Origin of the sequence: Pseudoalteromonas sp. EB27 (assembly GCF_001974875.1) — a bacterium.
In the GTDB taxonomy this organism is placed as follows: Bacteria; Pseudomonadota; Gammaproteobacteria; order Enterobacterales; family Alteromonadaceae; genus Pseudoalteromonas.
Genome location: NZ_MTQD01000015.1, coordinates 49,377 through 67,893, shown reverse-complemented (window position 1 = coordinate 67,893; position 18,517 = coordinate 49,377). Strand labels below are relative to the sequence as shown.

At 39.5% G+C, this 18,517-nt stretch carries 12 protein-coding genes; 5 read left to right on the top strand and 7 right to left on the bottom strand.

What is annotated here, in order from left to right; all coding sequences use genetic code 11:
• Positions 1 to 140 precede the first annotated feature (140 nt).
• Positions 141 to 611 (top strand): DUF2721 domain-containing protein, encoded by a 471-nt coding sequence (locus BW142_RS16375; RefSeq protein WP_024589627.1) that lies wholly within the window; start codon positions 141 to 143, stop codon positions 609 to 611.
• 73 nt (positions 612 to 684) lie between these two features.
• On the opposite strand, the gene BW142_RS16370 is transcribed toward BW142_RS16375, so the two are convergent.
• A complete protein-coding gene (locus BW142_RS16370) occupies positions 685 to 1,218 on the bottom strand; it encodes a hypothetical protein (RefSeq protein WP_024598796.1) in 534 nt (177 codons plus the stop codon).
• 11 nt (positions 1,219 to 1,229) lie between these two features.
• Positions 1,230 to 3,563, bottom strand: coding sequence for a S8 family serine peptidase (locus BW142_RS16365; RefSeq protein ID WP_024598795.1), 2,334 nt, complete (start codon positions 3,561 to 3,563; stop codon positions 1,230 to 1,232).
• A 225-nt stretch (positions 3,564 to 3,788) separates the two neighbouring features.
• On the opposite strand from BW142_RS16365, the gene BW142_RS16360 reads away from it, so the two are divergent.
• Positions 3,789 to 4,241: a cytochrome c gene (locus BW142_RS16360; protein ID WP_024598794.1), complete on the top strand. Its 453-nt coding sequence runs from the start codon at positions 3,789 to 3,791 to the stop codon at positions 4,239 to 4,241.
• Positions 4,242 to 4,319: 78 nt separating this feature from the next.
• Here the strand turns inward: BW142_RS16360 and BW142_RS16355 are convergent, their stop codons facing one another.
• Positions 4,320 to 7,457: an efflux RND transporter permease subunit gene (locus BW142_RS16355; RefSeq protein ID WP_076925544.1), complete on the bottom strand. Its 3,138-nt coding sequence runs from the start codon at positions 7,455 to 7,457 to the stop codon at positions 4,320 to 4,322.
• Positions 7,458 to 7,471: 14 nt separating this feature from the next.
• On the bottom strand, positions 7,472 to 8,650 hold the full coding sequence (locus BW142_RS16350) for an efflux RND transporter periplasmic adaptor subunit (protein ID WP_076925543.1): 1,179 nt from the start codon (positions 8,648 to 8,650) through the stop codon (positions 7,472 to 7,474).
• A 288-nt stretch (positions 8,651 to 8,938) separates the two neighbouring features.
• On the opposite strand from BW142_RS16350, the gene BW142_RS16345 reads away from it, so the two are divergent.
• Positions 8,939 to 11,446, top strand: a complete 2,508-nt coding sequence (locus BW142_RS16345) for a zinc-dependent metalloprotease (RefSeq protein WP_076925542.1) — start codon at positions 8,939 to 8,941, stop codon at positions 11,444 to 11,446.
• A 69-nt stretch (positions 11,447 to 11,515) separates the two neighbouring features.
• Here the strand turns inward: BW142_RS16345 and BW142_RS16340 are convergent, their stop codons facing one another.
• Both BW142_RS16340 and BW142_RS16335 read right to left on the bottom strand, forming a co-directional pair.
• Positions 11,516 to 12,304, bottom strand: coding sequence for a PhzF family phenazine biosynthesis protein (locus tag BW142_RS16340; protein WP_076925541.1), 789 nt, complete (start codon positions 12,302 to 12,304; stop codon positions 11,516 to 11,518).
• A gap of 72 nt (positions 12,305 to 12,376) precedes the next feature.
• Positions 12,377 to 12,991 (bottom strand): PQ-loop repeat-containing protein, encoded by a 615-nt coding sequence (locus BW142_RS16335; RefSeq protein WP_033013459.1) that lies wholly within the window; start codon positions 12,989 to 12,991, stop codon positions 12,377 to 12,379.
• A gap of 290 nt (positions 12,992 to 13,281) precedes the next feature.
• Between BW142_RS16335 and BW142_RS16330 the strand changes: the two genes are divergently transcribed.
• Together BW142_RS16330 and BW142_RS16325 are read left to right on the top strand one after the other, a co-directional pair.
• Positions 13,282 to 14,415, top strand: coding sequence for a PepSY-associated TM helix domain-containing protein (locus BW142_RS16330; protein ID WP_039486942.1), 1,134 nt, complete (start codon positions 13,282 to 13,284; stop codon positions 14,413 to 14,415).
• A gap of 49 nt (positions 14,416 to 14,464) precedes the next feature.
• Entirely contained in the window at positions 14,465 to 15,625 is a 1,161-nt protein-coding gene (locus BW142_RS16325) for a tetratricopeptide repeat protein (RefSeq protein ID WP_076925540.1), read from the top strand.
• A 16-nt stretch (positions 15,626 to 15,641) separates the two neighbouring features.
• On the opposite strand, the gene BW142_RS16320 is transcribed toward BW142_RS16325, so the two are convergent.
• On the bottom strand, positions 15,642 to 18,458 hold the full coding sequence (locus BW142_RS16320) for a PD40 domain-containing protein (protein WP_076925539.1): 2,817 nt from the start codon (positions 18,456 to 18,458) through the stop codon (positions 15,642 to 15,644).
• Positions 18,459 to 18,517: the final 59 nt, after the last annotated feature.

Genomic DNA, 18,517 nt, shown 5'->3' with positions numbered 1-18,517 from the left:
CTAAAAATAACCTGTGTTGTGATTTAGTTTGTGAAGCTATGTAAAATAAATCAACGTGATTCCTCTTTTCTTAATAAGCCTACATCAGGTACTCTGTAAGTATATAAATCACTTTTAAGCTCAACTGATTAAGGGTAGTAATGAATAGCGAAGTAATTAACATTTTAACTATGGCAAAAGTAATTCAAACGGCCGTTGCTCCCGTATTTTTAATCACAGGTATAGCAGCAACTTTAGGTGTTTTATCTAATCGCTTAGCACGAATTACCGACAGAGCGCGCTTACTTGAGCGAAGATTAAAAGTAAATACAGATGACGATTTTAATAAGTCGCTAGCAACAGAGCTGCGCGCCTTATTAAAAAGATCTCGATGTATACATATTGCTTTCAGCTTAAGCGTATTAAGCGCCTTACTTGTATGTGCTGTGGTTATGTTTTTATTCTTGTCGCACATTCAATCAATTAACTTAAGCGTGACCATTGCTTGTTGTTTTGTAGCAGCGATGGCATTGCTTATATGTGCATTTATGTCGTTACTTGGTGAGGTATTCTTAGCAACCCGCAGCATGCGTCGCGGGATGATATTTGCAGATATTGATATAAATGATTAATTTTTTATAAAAAACCCCGAGCAACTAATGTTACTCGGGGTTTTTATTAAATAAGCTTATTTAATAAAATAACTTATTGTGCAGTATAAATAGTCTCTAGCACTTCAATTCTAGCTTCTTTAGCATAACCTGAAGCATTTAACTGCTCTGCTGCAATTAAAATATCTTGTCCATCATTCACTGCTAAAACGGCAATCTTAGTACCAGGAAATACAGACACTACTTTTAATCCAGCCGCTGCAGCAATGTCGCTAGCAGTAATACCATCTTTTAAAAGTACCGTAATATTACCCGATAAAGAACTTAAGTTATTAGTAAGAATATTACGAACTAATGACCCTTTAGTTACTACATCAGATGTACTTGCAACATTAACAACCGCCATGTCGCCTTTTTGCATAACTACATGCTCATCGGCAGCAACACTTGATGGTACTAGGCTCAAATTTCTCTCTACTTTATAAGAACCAAAATCAGCTTTAGTATACTTTAAGCTAGATGCTTGCTTCTTTGGTAGTTGAAGCTCTTTATCAAAGCTTGTGTTTGCCGTAGCGCTTAAAGAAATACACGCAGCAGCACTTAATACGATTAATTTATTAACTTTCATTTTCATAATCCTTACTCTTGACCTGCGTGACCGAATGCGCGTAAAGACACACCCTCTAAAACACTTGCTGAACTATTATTGCTAATACCTACTACACCTAAACCATTGTCATCACCTTTACTAAGTGCATAGCTATCTGCGCTCGTATCTAGTAAACGAACTGTCCAAGTGCCTTTAGTCGACTCACCATAAAACGCATTTGAAAGCATTACTGCATCTTTTAGTATATAGCCAACACTCCAACTGCTAGTGAAACTATATGCTGGGTAGAATAAAGCTTGCTTAGATGACAGTAATACACTTCTTGTACCCGCTGGCGATGTAACTTCTATAGCTAAATCTGTTCCGGCTGAAGTTTGTGTGCCATCGCTTAAGCCAAAGCCCATTTCAGCATTACTTACATCAAACTTAAATTGCATTGCTTCAATGCTTAGCTCTTCAGTCACTTCAATTTCTTGTGTAAGACCCGTTGCACTGTTATCTGGAATTTCTAGTGCAAGTGCGTCTTCAGCAATTACTGAACCAACACCGCTCCACTGAGTAATAACTTGTTCACCTAAAGAAACATCGTAAGCCTTCGCCATAGAAACCGCAGCTCCAGCATCAGCACGACCAAAACCATATAAGTTATTGAAGTTATAACCGGCAGAGTTTTCAATCCAACCGTCGTGAGCAACAAATTCGCCTTCACCAACTGTTAATTTAACAGCAGCATTATCTGCATCTATTAAAGTGCTAGTTGATGCAAGGATATGGCGAACGTCACGCCATGTTAAATCTGGATTAGCCGAAAGAATTAACGATACCACGCCCGATGCATTTGGCGCAGCAGATGATGTACCATTAAACGTTGAAGTATAGTTACAGCTTGCATTGTCTGCATGGCCTGGGTAGTTAAATGGATATTGACTTGCAGCAAACTCTTCACCGTAAGCAGCAGCCCATGCTGCAATAGAACCACCATTAAAACCTGAATAACCATTAATACAAGTCATTTGATCGGTTGTTACCATTGCAGGAGCAAAACGACCATACTCACCCGCTGGAGCCGACACCATTACGTTAGCGCCCGCTGTAGAATAGCTAGTATGTTTACCATTAGCATTTACTGCAGCAACACTTAAATAATAAGGGTGGCCTTGGCTTGGCTCAAAAGCGCCATTATAACAAGTTAAACCTAAGTCATTTGCACCATTGTCAGCACATAAAGAACCTTCATCGCCACCATCTTCAAATGAGTTACCGCTAGATTTCATATTTAGCGCACCTTTACCGTCACGAAGGTTAAGGTTAGGGTAAGACTCAATTGCTTCATCTAGCTCTGAATAACCGATAAACGTAGGGAACGTAATACCGTAACTACGGTTAAAGGCTGAAATATTTTCAGACGTACTAATACCACTACCAGGGAAGCCATGAGCAAGTAAATCAGTTTGTGCTACTTTATCTCCACCAAGGTAGTTCATACCGATTAAGCCTGCATCAGGTGCAACACCACGGCCGCCTTTGCCATTCCAACCTTTTGCTGCAATTAAGCCGGCAACACTTGTTCCGTGGTCACCACTGTTTGATGTACTTGTAGGGTCTGTACGATCTAGCGCTTCAGCGTTAAGGTTTAAAGAACGATTTGGTAATACGTTATCTACTAAATCTTCGTGGCGAATTTCCATACCCGAATCAACAACAACAGCAGTTACACCAGCTCCTGTAACGCCTTGAGCATAAGCGGCTGTTACATTCATATCTTCACCAGCAACCAAACCTGTAGCTTCTGCATTAGCAAAACTAGCATCAACATCTGCTTGCGCTTCTTCTTCTGTATCGCCAAATAGATTTACATATAAATTAACTAAGCCCTGCTTCATTTCATCGCTTAATGAGTATGCTTTTTGGCCTGTATTATTTAGGTGCCATTGTTGATTTGCTAATGGGTCACCAACAACTCCTGAAATGCTTATTTGCGCAGAAGCCGTTTTACCATTTGCGTTTACAGTGTAATCAATAACTGCATCATCATCCGTCATTGGAACATAAGTAAATGATGTTCCCTCTACAGTTAGAGTACCGTGACTAAATGTGAATACGCCATCTTCTGCAACCACTTCTTCACCGTTTTCAGTGAAGCTAAATGTAAGAGCATCGCCATCGTTATCGCTGGCTTTAAATTCTGCAGTAACAGGGATCCATTGTTTTAAATCTACAACAACTACATCGCTCGCTTTAGGCGCTACGTCAGTAACTAATGGTACGCTGTTTTTATTATCGTCATCACTACTTCCACAACCAGAAAGTGAAACCACTATTGCAGCAGACAATGCTGACATTTTAAAAATATTATTTTTCATAAACTCTCTTTGTTAGTTATTTTTATGATGGTGTGACGTTACACAACAGGAATAAAAATAACAACGAGGTGTTTACAGTCATTAACAATAAAGACAATAGATGTAACGATAGAGTAATCGTTGTATGCTTAGTTAAAGAAACAATTATTAAGCACATATATTAACTTGAACATTCAAAGAAGCTAATATAGAACAGGATTAACAATTACTTTAAAAGGGGCAAACATGAAATTGAAAAAAGTATTAGCAGGTATAGCATTAGCTACATGTGCACTTAGTGTATCGGCAAATTCTGCATTTAAAGAACCAAGTGACGCGATTGAATACCGCCAAGCAGCGTTTTCAATGATCTCAGTACAAATTGGTGACATGGGCGCAATGCTAAAAGGTAAAGTACCTTTTGACGCAGAGCAATTTAAAATGCGTGCTAACAACGCTGCTGCACTTTCAAAAATGCCATGGGAAGCGTTTTACGAAGGGACAGATAAAGGCGACACAGCTGCACTTGCTGCTGTTTGGGCCGAAAATGCAACCTTTGTTGAAAAAGCGAATGCTTTTGCAGCAAATGCAGATAAGCTAGCGTTAGCTGCTCAATCGGGCGATAAAGCCGTAATTGGTAAAGCTTTTGGCGCATGGGCTAAAGGCTGTAAAGATTGTCATAAGCAATTTAAAGATTAATTATTGTTGTAGCCAGTTTAACAACAATAAAAAGCACTGAGCGTTAATAACGGTCAGTGCTTTTTTTATGCTTTTTATCTACGAGACTTTCACAGCTCGGCTTTTAAATGGGCGTTTAAATACGGCACCAATATCACCTAGAATAATATATAAACACGGTACTAATATAAGCGTTATTAACGTTGCAAACATAACAGCAAAGCCAAGTGCTACCGCCATAGGTATTACAAACTTAGCCTGCAGGCTTGTTTCAAACATAATGGGCAATACACCTGCAAATGTAGTAATTGAAGTAAGTAATATAGGTCTGAATCGAGCACAACCGGCATCTATTACAGCATTTTTAATACTAACACCTGTTTTACGGGCTTGATTCACATAATCGGTCATAACGAGTGAGTCGTTTATAACCACCCCTGCTGCTGCAATAATACCAAAGCCAGACATTAAAGTTATATCCAAACCAAACCAGTAATGCCCCCATATTGCTCCCGTTAAGCTAAATGGAATCACCGACATAACAATAAGTGGTTGCGCATAACTCTTAAGGGGTACGGCTAATAAAACATACACCAAAATCATACCGCCGAAGAAAAACATCTTCTGCTGATTAGCCTGATCTTGTTGCTCTTCAATGGCGCCACCTAGTTCTGACTTAACACTTGGATATTCTTCTTTAAGTTGTGGTAGTAGCTTTTCTTTAATTTGATCTACAACTTCGTTTGGCTCAATCACTTCTTCATCTATGTTTCCATAAACATACACAGTACGATAGCCCCCTTCACGGCGGATATAACTAATGCCTGGTGTTTCAGTAAGTTCAACTACATCACCAAGCAGTACTTCACGGCCCTGCGGGGTAGTAACAACCGCATGCTTAAGTGACGAAAATGCCTCTCGAGTCAGTTTAGGGTAACGCACCATTACACGTACTTCCTCGCCTCGGCGAATAACACGTTGAGCCTCACCACCGTAAAAGCTTGCTCCAACTTGATTTGCAATAGAAGCTAAGTCTAAACCTAAGTCGTAAGCGACCGGTTTTAGGCTCATTTGCACTTCTTTACTTGCAGGATCTATTGTTGAGCTAATATCAAACAAACCTTCTTGCTGTTGCAGCAACTCTATAAAACGACGTCCTGCATTATTTAATGTATCAATATCAGAGCCATATAATAAATAACCAAATTCGCCGTCACTGCTCCCTCCATTTACATCATCATAAATGGTTAATGATTTAACACCGGCAATATCGGGCATCGCCTCGCGCCAACGTCGTGATAATTCAAACGCGTTATAAGGCCTTATACTTTCATCAACAAGGGGAACAAGCACTTGTGCTTCAGTTCGCCCTTGGTTAAATACTAAAATATCTCTTATGAGTTTTTGACCATATTTGCGTTCGGTATCTTCATCAATCGCAATCACCATCGCTTCTATTTCACGAATAGCATTTATTGTTTGTATGTCTGATACATTGTCATTCATTTCTAGATTTATTTGCGGGTAGTCATGCGGGATCTTTGGCATAAACCCGGTACGAACTTGATTTGATGAGATTAAAGCAAAGGTTACGATTAATAGAGCAATAAATGAAAATAGCACTGACCAACGCCATTCAACACAACGTATAACAAAGCGTTTATATGGGCCATTTACAAAACCAAAAAATCGCGTATTAAACCGATCTCGCCAGCCCCCCTCTTTTATTGGTGAAAAATGAGTGTGAGCAATATGGGCAGGCAGTATCAACTTTGATTCAATCAAACTAAATACCAAGCACAACATTACCACCACTGCTATACCATAAAAGAAGGCACTTTCTGGGCCTGTAGATAACGTAAACGGAGCAAATACTGCAATGGTAGTTAGTACACCAAAAGTTGCAGGGGTTGCTACGCGTTTTGCGCCATTAATCACATTAATAACACCACCGCCTTTTTTCTCTATTTCGGTGTAGGCAGCTTCCCCTATCACGATGGCGTCGTCCACCACAATCCCTAGCACCATAATAAAGGCAAAAAGTGATAAAATATTAATGGTTACACCAAACAATGGCATCATCATCATTGCGCCCAAAAAGCACACTGGCAAACCAATCATCACCCATAATGCCAACTTAAAGCGTAAAAAGATTGATAGCATAATTGCAACCAAAATAGCGCCCTGAATGAGGTTTGTAACCATCATGTCTAAGCGGGCATTTAGGTAATACGTAAAATCCATTAGTGGCTCTAAACGAACCCCCAGTGGTAGCTCTTTGTTTTTTAATTCTATAAATGCTTTTACTGAATCAGCAACTGGGATAATACTTTGCTCTTCAGTAGCTTTTACCGATATATAAACTGCATTTTCACCATTGAATTTAAAGTAACGCTCACCTTCAGTGAACTGATCTTTAATCACGGCAATATCTTGCAGTAACACTTTAGCGCCATTAGCCCCTATTTTTACCGGTATTTGCCTAAATTCTTCACCAGAGTAAAACTGATTTTCGACTCGTACAGAAATAACACCTGCGTCTGTTTTTAGCTGCCCCGCTGAAAAGTTAGCTGAGTAACGACGCACTGCATTCATTACATCACTAAGGGTTAGGTTATATTGACGCAGCGTATCGGGTTCGATTTCAATTGCTATTTCATCAAGAGGAACATCGTTTACCACTAACGACACGTTAGATAGCTGTAGTAACTCATCTTCTATTTGGTTTGCTATAGGCTTAAGCTCAGTTAGCGGTAAGTCAGCAACGAGCGTCATACCTATAACATCTTGCCTAAACTCAACTTGACTTATGGTGACCGGTTCCATACCGGCAGGGAACGTTGCTATACCATCAACCCGTAATTTAACTTTATCGAGTATATCGGTCAGCTCTACATCAGTATTAATTTCAAGACTTGCTCTACCGCCATTTCTAAATGCCCTGTAAACACCTTTTTTAATTTCGGTCACATCTTTTAGCGACTCTTCAATTTTTATAAGTATGCTTTCTTCTATTTCTTGTGGTGAAGCGCCGGGGTAGTTAGCTTCAATATTAATGTAGTTAATCTCTACATTAGGAAACATTTGGCGTTGGATATTTAGAAAGCTAATAATTCCCATCACCACAATAAAAATCATCATTAGGTTGGCAGCAACGGAGTTATTAGCGAAGTAAGCAATAATACCGGTTTGTTTTTCAGCGTTAGGCGCTGTATTTGGTAGTTCAGTGTTACTCATAACTCAGCCTACCTTTATAATTTTTCAGTGGAAGCATTTTCAAGTGCCTCTGTATTTTTAGTATTTTGAAGGCCCGCAATTTTTACAGCCATGCCTTTTTGCGGATATTCTGGCAAAGTAATCACCAACTTATCATCTGTTTGCAAACCATCACTGATGTAAAAGTACTCACCCTCTTCACGAATAACTGTGACTTTGCGCGGCTCAAGTTGCTGCTCTTCATTAACGATCCATACGGTTTTGTTATTAACTAACTCTTGCGGTAAGCGGTAAATATTATTAAGCATTGCACCTGCAAAATTTACCTGTACGTAGCTACCAAATTTAATGGCTGGTTGTATATTCTTAAGACCGTATGGGTCTTCTATACGCACTACTAAACTGCTCATACGCGTAGCGTTATCAACAATCCCTAGGTCGCGGTCAATTACACCTTCACGGGTGAAGCTGTTTAGGCCTTTTTGAATAATCGTTGCGGTAATACCTTTAATACGCTCTGGCAAAAAAACGCTATCGAACCCTGCTATAGGAATAATCACTTCAGCGGTCTCAATATTATTGAGTTCAGCAACTTGCGAACCCATAGTGACAAACTGTCCAACACCTATATTTCGGCTAATCACCAATGCGTCGTAAGGGGCTGTAACATCACAATTATCCAAATCACGTTGCGCGCGCTTTAATGCTGCTTGCGCCGACTTTACAGATGCCTGCGCACTGAGCACTTGAGGTTTACGCAAAAATAAATCTGTGCGCGCTTTACTTGGAAAGCGCTTGGCTTCGTCTTCGGCTACTTGGGCTTGCGCCTGCTCTTCAATTAAGCCTGCCTGTGCGCGAGCAAGCTCGGCCTCTGCAACAAGTACTGCTGCTTCATAGTTGTCTTTTTCGATAGTGAATAAGGTTTCACCGCGAGCAACTATGCCACCGGCTACAAAATTAGGATGCCAACTTAACACCTCGCCAGACACCTGCGCCGAGAGCAGTGTATTTTCAAGAGGCTTTACTTCACCGTAGCTATTAATAATAACTTGGTGATCGTTTGCAATCACTGGCTCAACTTGCACTGTTGGACGAGTATCAATTACTTCTTTTTTTTCTGGATCTTTTGCAATGGCATTGATTCCCATAAAGCCAACAACACCAACAATGAGCGCTACAAATGGAAAAACCCATCTAAGTGAATTTGTTTGCATATCCTATTATCCCCAAAATTCTATTAACACCATAATACCAGAGCCATATGAAACATTAAGGTGACATTTGTAAGCAACTGTTGCAAATACATATAAACCGCTGCTATTTAGGGCTATAGAATATAACTTCACATGCAGTTCACCTCATTCGTTATATTTTGTTACAAACTTTTATTCATTAATATCAGCTTGTTAGCGTTGTACACTTAAATTTCGTCGCGAAGATGTGCGAAATTAAATTAATTTACGTACAGTCCAATTAAATTAACAAATATTAAAAGTCTCAAAATGAAATTAACGACCATCACCCTTGCGCTTAGCTTAGCGTTTGGCAGCCATGCATTTGCAGCCGATAAAAAAGACGAAAAAGAGTCAAAAACACTTAGCGAAATGATCAAAGGACAAACCGAATTTGCCGGTATATTTAGCCTTTATCAAGACGAAAAAACCGGTAAGCACCTTATGGTGATTAACGAATCCCAACTCAATACACCGTTTGTGTATTTTGCGCACACTGTCGATGGCGTTACAGATGCAGGCCATTATCGTGGTTCGTACCGCGAAACTAAGTTAATTGAATTTAGAAAATACTTTGACCGTATCGATATTATTAGCAAAACACCTCGCTACAAATTTGACGAAAGTAGTGCAATTTCAAAAGCGAGTGATGCCAATATTAGTGAAGCGGTACTTGCGAGCATTAAAATAGAAAAAGAAGAAGACGGTAAAATAGCATTTAATGTAAATAAGTTATTTTTAAGCGAAGCACTTCATAAAGTATCACCTACACCAAATCCAGCAGATAAAAACGCTAAAAAACGCTTTAAAGTAGGTAAACTAGACGATAAAAAATCACGCATTATTAAACAACGTCCATACCCTAATAACTTAGACGTGGTTGTTGATTACGTATTTACTAACCCAAGTCCAACGGTGCGTGGCTCAAATGCAGTAAGCGACCCGCGTAGCGTATCGGTAAAAGTTCAGCACTCGTTTGTCGCTCTACCTAGCAATAACTACGCACCACGTATGGATGATGCGCGCATTGGTTATTTTACAAATCAATTCGATCAAATGACATCTACCGATTGGGCACCTTATCAAGATGTTATAAAACGCTGGGACTTACAAAAGAAAGACCCAAGTGCAGCACTTTCAGAGCCAGTAAAACCAATTACTTGGTGGATAGAAAACACCACACCTATTGAATGGCGCGATACTATTCGTGACGCTGTTTTAACGTGGAATACCTCTTTTGAAAAAGCCGGCTTTAAAAATGCCTTAGAGGTAAAAGTACAACCAGACGATGCAGACTGGGATGCGGGCGATATTAATTACAACGTACTGCGTTGGACTTCGTCACCTAAGCCTCCATTTGGCGGATACGGGCCAGCACTTGCTAACCCATTAACAGGCGAAATACTGGGCTCAGACATTATGCTTGAGTTTGTATTTATGAAAAACCGCTGGATTTACGACACGCTTTTCACACAAGGAACAATGAGCCACGGTGAAACAACAAATACCGGCGAGCTAAATTGCTCTCTTGGGCATGAGATTCAACAAAATCTAATGCTTGCCAAAGGCCTTGCTAGCGGCGACAAAATTGAAGATAAAGAAATGCTTCGCCAAGGTTTAACGCAACTGGTACTTCACGAAGTTGGCCATACTTTAGGTCTTAACCATAATATGAAATCATCAATTTTGTGGGATGAAAAAGAAGTACACGATAAAAACAAAACCCAAGGCATAGTAACCGGTTCTGTTATGGATTATGCACCCGCTAACATTGCCCCAATTGGTATGCAGCAAGGTGATATTTTTCAAACAAAACCTGGTCCTTACGATGATTGGGCAATTAACTATGGCTACAGCGTAGCGCTTGCAGATGAAGCTGCTGAGCAAGCTCGACTTGAAAAAATACTTGCTCGTTCAAGTGAACATGCCCTTGCCTTTGGTAACGATGCAGACGATATGCGCGCACCAGGTCGCCATATCGATCCACGTGTAATGATTGGTGATTTGTCGTCAAACCCTGCTGCCTATGGCGCAGATCGTATGGCACTAATTAATAAACTATTTACCGAACTAAAAGATAAAGCAACGGTTAAAGGTGAGTCTTACCAACAGCTTGTTACCTCTGCTAATAGCTTATTTGGTCAGTACCGAGCTCAAGCAGGTGTGGTTTCTCGCCAGATTGGTGGCGTATACGTTGAGCGCGCTGTAGTGGGTGATACAAATGCAGATAAACCATTTACACCGGTATCGCTTGAGCGTCAAACACAAGCAATGGATATACTTGCCAAGTTTGTATTTGCGCCAGATGTACTACAAAATATGCAACCTCTTTATAGCTACTTACAGCTGCAACGTCGTGGCTTTAATCACTACGGCAAAAATGAAGACCCTAAAGCACACCAAATGATTTTAGGAATGCAAAAGTCTGTACTTGCACAGCTATTACACCCAGCGGTATTACTGCGTATTTCTGATACTGCGTTGTACGGTAATAAATATAGCCTAACTCAGTTTATGCAAGATTTAACCGCTAATATTTTTGTGAAAAGCAAAGACGCAAATTCTATTAGTCACAACTTACAAATTGAGTATGTTAACCAGTTAATTGCAATTGCTGGTCTTGGCAAAGCAAGCAAATACGATAACTTGGCTAAAACAGCAGCGTTATATCAGCTAACTCAAATAGCCGATACCAGTGTTGCTTGGGGTGCAGATACAGCAACTAAAGCGCATAAAAAATATATTGATCGCTTAATTGCAAAAGCGCTAGAAGCATAAAATACCTCTACTAATTGAGTAAACCAAGGCCACGATTTACGTGGCCTTTTTTATAACTTAATTCACAGTTTAAATATAAATAGTGCCTTTTAAATACCTTACAGCATGCCCGGTCAAAGTGACGGTTGTATCATTCACTTTGCAAATTAAATGCCCGCCTCTGCTTGAAGCCTGATAAGCACTTAACGTAGTTTTACCAAATTGCTGCGCCCAGTAAGGTGCCAAGCCAGTATGAATAGAACCTGTTACGTAATCCTCATCGCCACCGCTTGCAGGCCAAAAATAGCGAGATATAAAATCATATTCAGCACTTGGAGCAGTGGCCACTACATCAAGTGGATAAAGCGTTTTTAAAAGCTCGGAGTTAGTTTTTAATTCAAGTATTTGATCGGCATTTTCATAAATAGCAAAGTAAGCTTGGCGATTTTTAAGAACTTTAATCGGTTGTATAGACAAGCCATCAAGCAATTGCTGCGGTACATTTTGTACCTCAATCGGTGCTTGTTTAGGAAAGGTCATTGCAAAGCTGCCATCAGCGTTTTTATTAACGATTAGCTCGCCCACCGCATCAGCAACAAAGCGAATTTTCGATATATTATGCTCTTCACATAAAACATAGGCAGCCGCAAGTGTGGCGTGACCACAAAAGTCGATTTCCATCAAAGGTGAAAACCAGCGAATAACAAAACTTCCATCGTCTTGAAGGCAGGTAAAAGCAGTTTCAGATACGTTATTCTCAGCGCCAATCTTTAGCATTAAATCGTCACTTAACCACGATTCTAGTGGGATCACTGCCGCATAGTTACCTTTAAATAACTCATTCGTAAACGCATCAATTTGATGAATAGCTAATTGCATTGTTTAAACTTTGTAATGATTAATAGCTTAAAACTGCCATACCTAAACTAAATTAGCACTTTTATTTTTGCTTTAAGCCATTACAGGTCGCATTCTATAGTATTGCATACAACCAAATTGCACAGCATTGGTAAGCAATAGCATAATAAACATAAGTAAGTGCGCCGTGCTTGGAGCAACTGTCGTAAGCTCAACAACTAAGCCGCAAATACCAGCAATAAACTGCAAGCTAAAGTAGCGCGCGCTTAAATTACTCACATTACCCGTACGCAATGTTTTATAAGTTTGCGGCATAACACGTACCGAACTCATCACAAGACCAACATACGTTAAAGCGCTTAATACCGTTGCAGTATCAAGGCTTGAATTTAAAAGCAGTGAAAAAGGCAGTAACGAAAAACCTAGCATAGTAACCAGCTGTACACGTTCTCGTTTAGCTGCATTGAAACGTGCAAAAAAATATAAAATAAGCCCGCTTAACGCACCGGTTACAATAAATGGTAACGCAATATAATAGCGCTCAAAGAAAATATTGTAGGTTATAAAATAAAGGCTTTGTGCTAATCCAAATGTCATCATTAATAGTGACAAACCAGAGACACTACGATTTTTTCGAATTTTGTTTAGTAATGGTAAAAAACTAAAAACCAAAATAAAAGAAGACAATATAGGCAAATAATGCGCCAAAGCAACCTCGCTCGTTATATAAATGTTAATTAAAAACAGAAATAAAAACATTTAATAAACATCTGTTTTTAAAAGGCTTTTACTATGAGCGCGGCATTGTAGAGCCGCGTAAATTTAACTCAACTAAATAAGATATTCTTATTTTAGGTACTGGAAAGCTAGGTATACAAAAACCGTAGAATTAAGTTCACGGTTTACCTATTTAATAGAAAACCTACTCACAAGCTATTAAATGAAAATGATAGTTGTTATCATGCGCAAGTCATTAACTGCAATATATAAAACTATCTATGAGAAAAACTCTTTTTAAAATTCACAGTTGGATCGCTCTTATAGCTCTCATTCCCTTGATTGTTATTAGTATTACAGGGAGCGTATTAGTTTTTAAAAGTGAAATAGATGGCTTACTTATGCCAAGCAGTCACTATGTTGTAAAAGCACTGCCAGAGCGCATGCCAATCGACAAATTAATCGCAAAAACAGAGCTTGCTTACCCTGAGTATGTAGTAGGTAGTTGGGAGATATTTAACGATGATACTGCTGATCGGGTTTACTTAGTTAAACGCGGGACAGAGCAATGGTATAAGTTTCATTTAAACCAGTATACGGGTGACATTTTGTCAGAGCCTGTTGGTACTAGTCATTATTTTACTGATTGGTTTTTAGAACTGCATTACACCTTTTTACTTAACGACTTTAAAAACCTGCCAGGTCAAACAGGCACAGTACTAGGCTTCTTTTTTGCTCTGTTTTTATTGGTATTAGGTATTACAGGACTTATTATTTATCGTAAATTTTGGCAGCGCCTATTTAGTGTGCGCTGGCGTGCAACACTGCAAATTGTACTTAGCGACATTCATAAAATGACGGGGGTGATAGGGTCGCCCATCATTATTATTTTAGCTATCACAGGTGGCTACTTTAACTGGGCGGTGTGGTATCACGAAGTTATTGAACACGCTGAGGAAGAGCACTTTGTACTAACCAAAAACTTGCACAGTAGCGATATTTCGTTTCAACACATACTCGATGACAGTAAAAAGCAAATACCCACTTTTAATGGTACGTTTTTAGTTATGCCACTCGAGCCTGACGAAAATATCACCTTATTCGGCGAAGTTGATACAAATAACCCACTTGCGAGCGAATATGCCAATACGGTTAGCTACGATAAGCAAACAGGCGAACATTTAACTAACTGGGATATTCGCGAAGTTGGCGTTGGCTGGCAAGTAATTGATAGCTTTAGAAAACTTCATTTTGGCTACTTTGCAGGGCTAATAAGTAAAATACTGTGGTGCGTAATTGGTTTGAGCCCAGTGTGGCTAGCAGGTACTGGTTTTTACTTGTGGTTTACCCGCCGTAAACGTAAAAAACAATCACAAAAAAATCGCTCAAGTAAACGCAGTACAGCAAGTGCTTGATTAAAAACCCATCACATTGTAATGTAAAATTTAACAATGGAGTGGGTTTATGATGTTTTATAAAATAGCAGTCTGTATTACTTTTTTATATTTAGTTGGATGTAACACAACCAAGGTTCACCAAGTAGAACAACAAATAGAGCTTGAACAACTATTAAACCATTCTTTGTTTAATAAACTCGACACTCCTTCTGAGTACAGTATTTTCGAGCTGCCAAATGTTGAAAAAGAAAAATTTTTAGCCTATGCCGAAAAACAAAAACAGTCTGAAATCCGTCATGACCGCATTATTTACAACTACCTCGAAAGCAACTTAGCTAACTTTAAATACCACGGCGATACACTTACTTCAGCCCAAGCCTTAAAACTTTCGCAAGGCAACTGCATTAGCTTAGCTGTTTTAACACAAAGCTATGCACAAGCTCTCGGATTAGAAACGAGCTTTCAAGAAGTAACAAGTCAGCCTGTATACGCAAAAGAAAATAATGTTGTTTATGTAGCAAGCCACTTTAGAACAAGAGTATACGCCCCAAAAGTAGAGAAAAAAGATGATAATATTGTTGAATTTTTCAGAGCGGGCACCTTAATCGACTACTTTCCTACCCGCCGCAGCTTTTATTCAAGCAGTGCAGATTATAACGATTTAGTTTCTAAGTTTTACAGTAATTTAGCTGCAACAGCGCTAGCAGACAAACAGCTGGATATTGCTTACTCACTTATTCTACAAGCAAACAAATACACTCCCAATGATCCTGAATTATTTAATATAGCGGGCATTTTGCATCGTCGGGCTGGTGATTTACAAAGCGCTAAAAACATCTATCAAACAGCACTTAGTAATAATGAAATAAGTATTAATTTAATCAGCAACTATCAGCTTTTAGCTAAAAAATTAGGCGACAAAGAGCTTGTCAAAGAGCTCACTTCACAATTAGTTAATAAAGAAAAAGACCCATATGAATTACTAGTAATCGCTAAAAACAACTTACAAGCTGGCCATGCTCATCAGGCTAAAGCACACCTTGAGCAAGCTATTACTAAAGCGCCTTACATTGCTGAGTTATACTTGGAACTCGCAAAAGTTCGCTATCAACAAGGTAATATTAAACAAACACAAACCTTGCTTGAGAAAGCTATCGAACTAGAACGTGATAACCAAAGAATCGATGTATATCAAGCTAAGTTACTATCCTTGCAGATGGATAAGTAACTTAGCCAATTAATATTTACAGCGAATAATAAAAGCTCAGCCACGCTCGCATTTCATCCTCAAAACTGTCGCCTTCTACTCGCGACAGTCCCATATTAAATATTAAGTCATTTATACCAGCAGGCCCCATTCCAAAACTAAAATCACCTTGGTGTTTTATCCCGTAACTTTGTGCATATACGGTGCCGTCGAGTTGATGCTGCTTGTAATAAAGCCACGGCATGCCTTCTTTAAAGCTAAAGCCGCCACCGTAACCTTGATAGCGCTTTGCAGCTGCGCTATAAAAAGGCAGCTCAGATGAAAGTACATATTCACTATTTTGCTGCTGATTAATAAGATTTGAGCTAAAGCCACCTAATGCAAGGCTGCTGTCATCACGTTGTTTTTGAGAAAAATTTGCATAAAGAGGAATACCAAACGCTTTACCAAAAATTTTGGCGACTAAATCGTAACCTTGCCAACTATTACTTTTACTACTGCCATCGTACCAACTTGCATAAAGGCTTTGGCCTATCACAAAGTCTTGACGATCATATTGCCAACTTTGGGCAACGCCTAAGCGCGTCCAATTTTTATGGCGTTGTTTATAATCAGTGTAATTGTAGGCAAGCTCCGGCGTTAAACTTAGCTGCCCAAATTTAACAGGGTAACTTATTGCAGCAAAACCACCACGGGCATCCATATCTGCATTTAGCCTTTGTTGATACTGGCGCGATGTATTTAAATTATAGTCAAACAGTGCAAGTTTCAGTTTTACATCAAGCGCATTATATTTTGCCTGCACATAACCACCGTGCAGTGCTCCATCGTGTAAATCAGTGCTATATCCTGCTTGCAAGTCGAGCTGTTTTAATAAATCGCTACTTTTAATACTTAAATCTAACAAACTGGTAGAAGCCGAATAATACTGCGCCCCTAGTGCAAAAGTAGCGTGCTGGTCGAGCACGTTGTAATTTGTTTGCTGCGTTGTTTGGTGCGTATATACTTTAGCTTTTGGAAGCGTATGTTCGTTTACAATGAGCAGCGGTGCTTTTTTATTAGCCGAAAATTCAGTAACTACAGTGCTGTTTATAGCTTTTGGCAATGTTTTTACATTTGGCCCATCTGCGGTTATCGAAAAATAGAGTAACGAGCCATCAGCCATTTCAATCGGGTGAGCAACGGCTTCCTGCCCCTGAGTTAACTTGCTGAGTGTTTTACTCTCTATGTTGTAGTTATAAATATCAGTAGCGCTATTTAAGCCTGCAACAAAGTAAAGTGACTCACCATTATGGCTAAAGCTAGGCTGACTTAAATATTGATACCCGTTTGGCATAGGTATTAATTGCTGCTTATTACCACCCACATCTTGTATATACAATTGCCAGTTTTCATTTGATGACGTTGATAAATAAGCTAATTTAGTTTCATCAGGACTGAGTATTGGGTAATCGTAAGTTGTCTCAAGGCTTTTTGTAAATAATGGTGTGGTGGTTTGCGTATTGAGATCAACCTTTACTAATTCAGAGTAGCCACCTCTTATTTGCTCGCCATACAAGGTTTCACCGTTACTGGTTACGCTAAATCGTCGTATACCAGCAAGCTTGGTAAGCTGTGTAATATTTCCAGTGTCAGTGTTATAGCTAAATATGTCTGACACTTTATTATAAATACCCGACTCTTCATTGCTGTACGCATTAAAATATAACGTTGTGCTATTTACCCATTGCGGGTTTGCAATACCGGCTCGATTAATTTGATTAAGCACTTGTTTTTGTTCGCGCTTAAACACACTTGGCGCTGTATCGGGGATGTCTTGTGCATCGTTTTTGAGTAGCTCTTTTTGCGCTTTAGTAAACTCCTCTTGCGCCTTTATGTTGTCGTCCGTGCTATAAATTATAAGCTTGGTATTGCTCTCTTTGTCTCGCTCAACAATTGCAATTTTACTACCATCTTTTGAAAGTGCAGGGTTACTTGCATATAAGTTAAGTTCAAGCCAAAGTTCACTATTAAGTAACGGCTCTCCTTGTTCTATTTGCATTGCTTTATAGGTATATTCAGCTATAAATCGGCGATATAGCTTGGCTGCACTTTGCCCAAACACACCGCTAAATGCCTCATCAAAGTCACGCGTTTTTACGCCTTGCATTCGCGTCCAAACACTATCGAGTGTTTGCTCTGAATAGTTTTGCTCTAGCCAATTTAAAAAGCGACTACCCATTAAATACGCCATTGAGCCGCCCATAAAGCCCTGCTCGCCATTTAATTGCCCATAGGTTGGCAAAGCACCTTGCTGAGCAAATTCTCGCAGTATTGACTCTGAGTAGTTATCAAATAAACGCCCACGGCCCGTCATTTTAGACTCAATCAATGTGGCATAACCTTCGGCTACCCAGCGCGGTGTATCACTGTAAGTTAAGTCGTATAAATCCCATATGCCACGTACTTTTTGCTGCCAGTGATTGCGTGTAGGCTGTGCTAAATGCACTAAGTGAATATATTCATGCAGTACAAGTAACTGCTGCCAGCCAGCGCTGTTTGATATAACGGTGTCGGATTGTGGTGGGGTTGTAAAAAGTGCCATTACAGGATTATTTGAGGTAGGTAGCGCAAAGCCATTTGCCGCATTTAGGGGATCAAACACCACTACATCAACTGTTTTATCAAGTGTTCGGTTTTGCTGCTCAAGCACTTTGGTGCGTACTATTTCAAGCTCTGCTGCAGTTGATTTAGCAAAATCAGCATGCTCAACACTGTAGTGAATGTTGAAATGTTCGGTATGAATAGTTTGCCAATCGGCTGCAAAGATCGGTGCTGCTAGTAATAAAGCTGATGCGATAAGTGTTTTTTTCATGAGCGTCCCTAAAATAATTCCTTAATACCATCTAGGGTATTATTAAATGTCTTTCATGG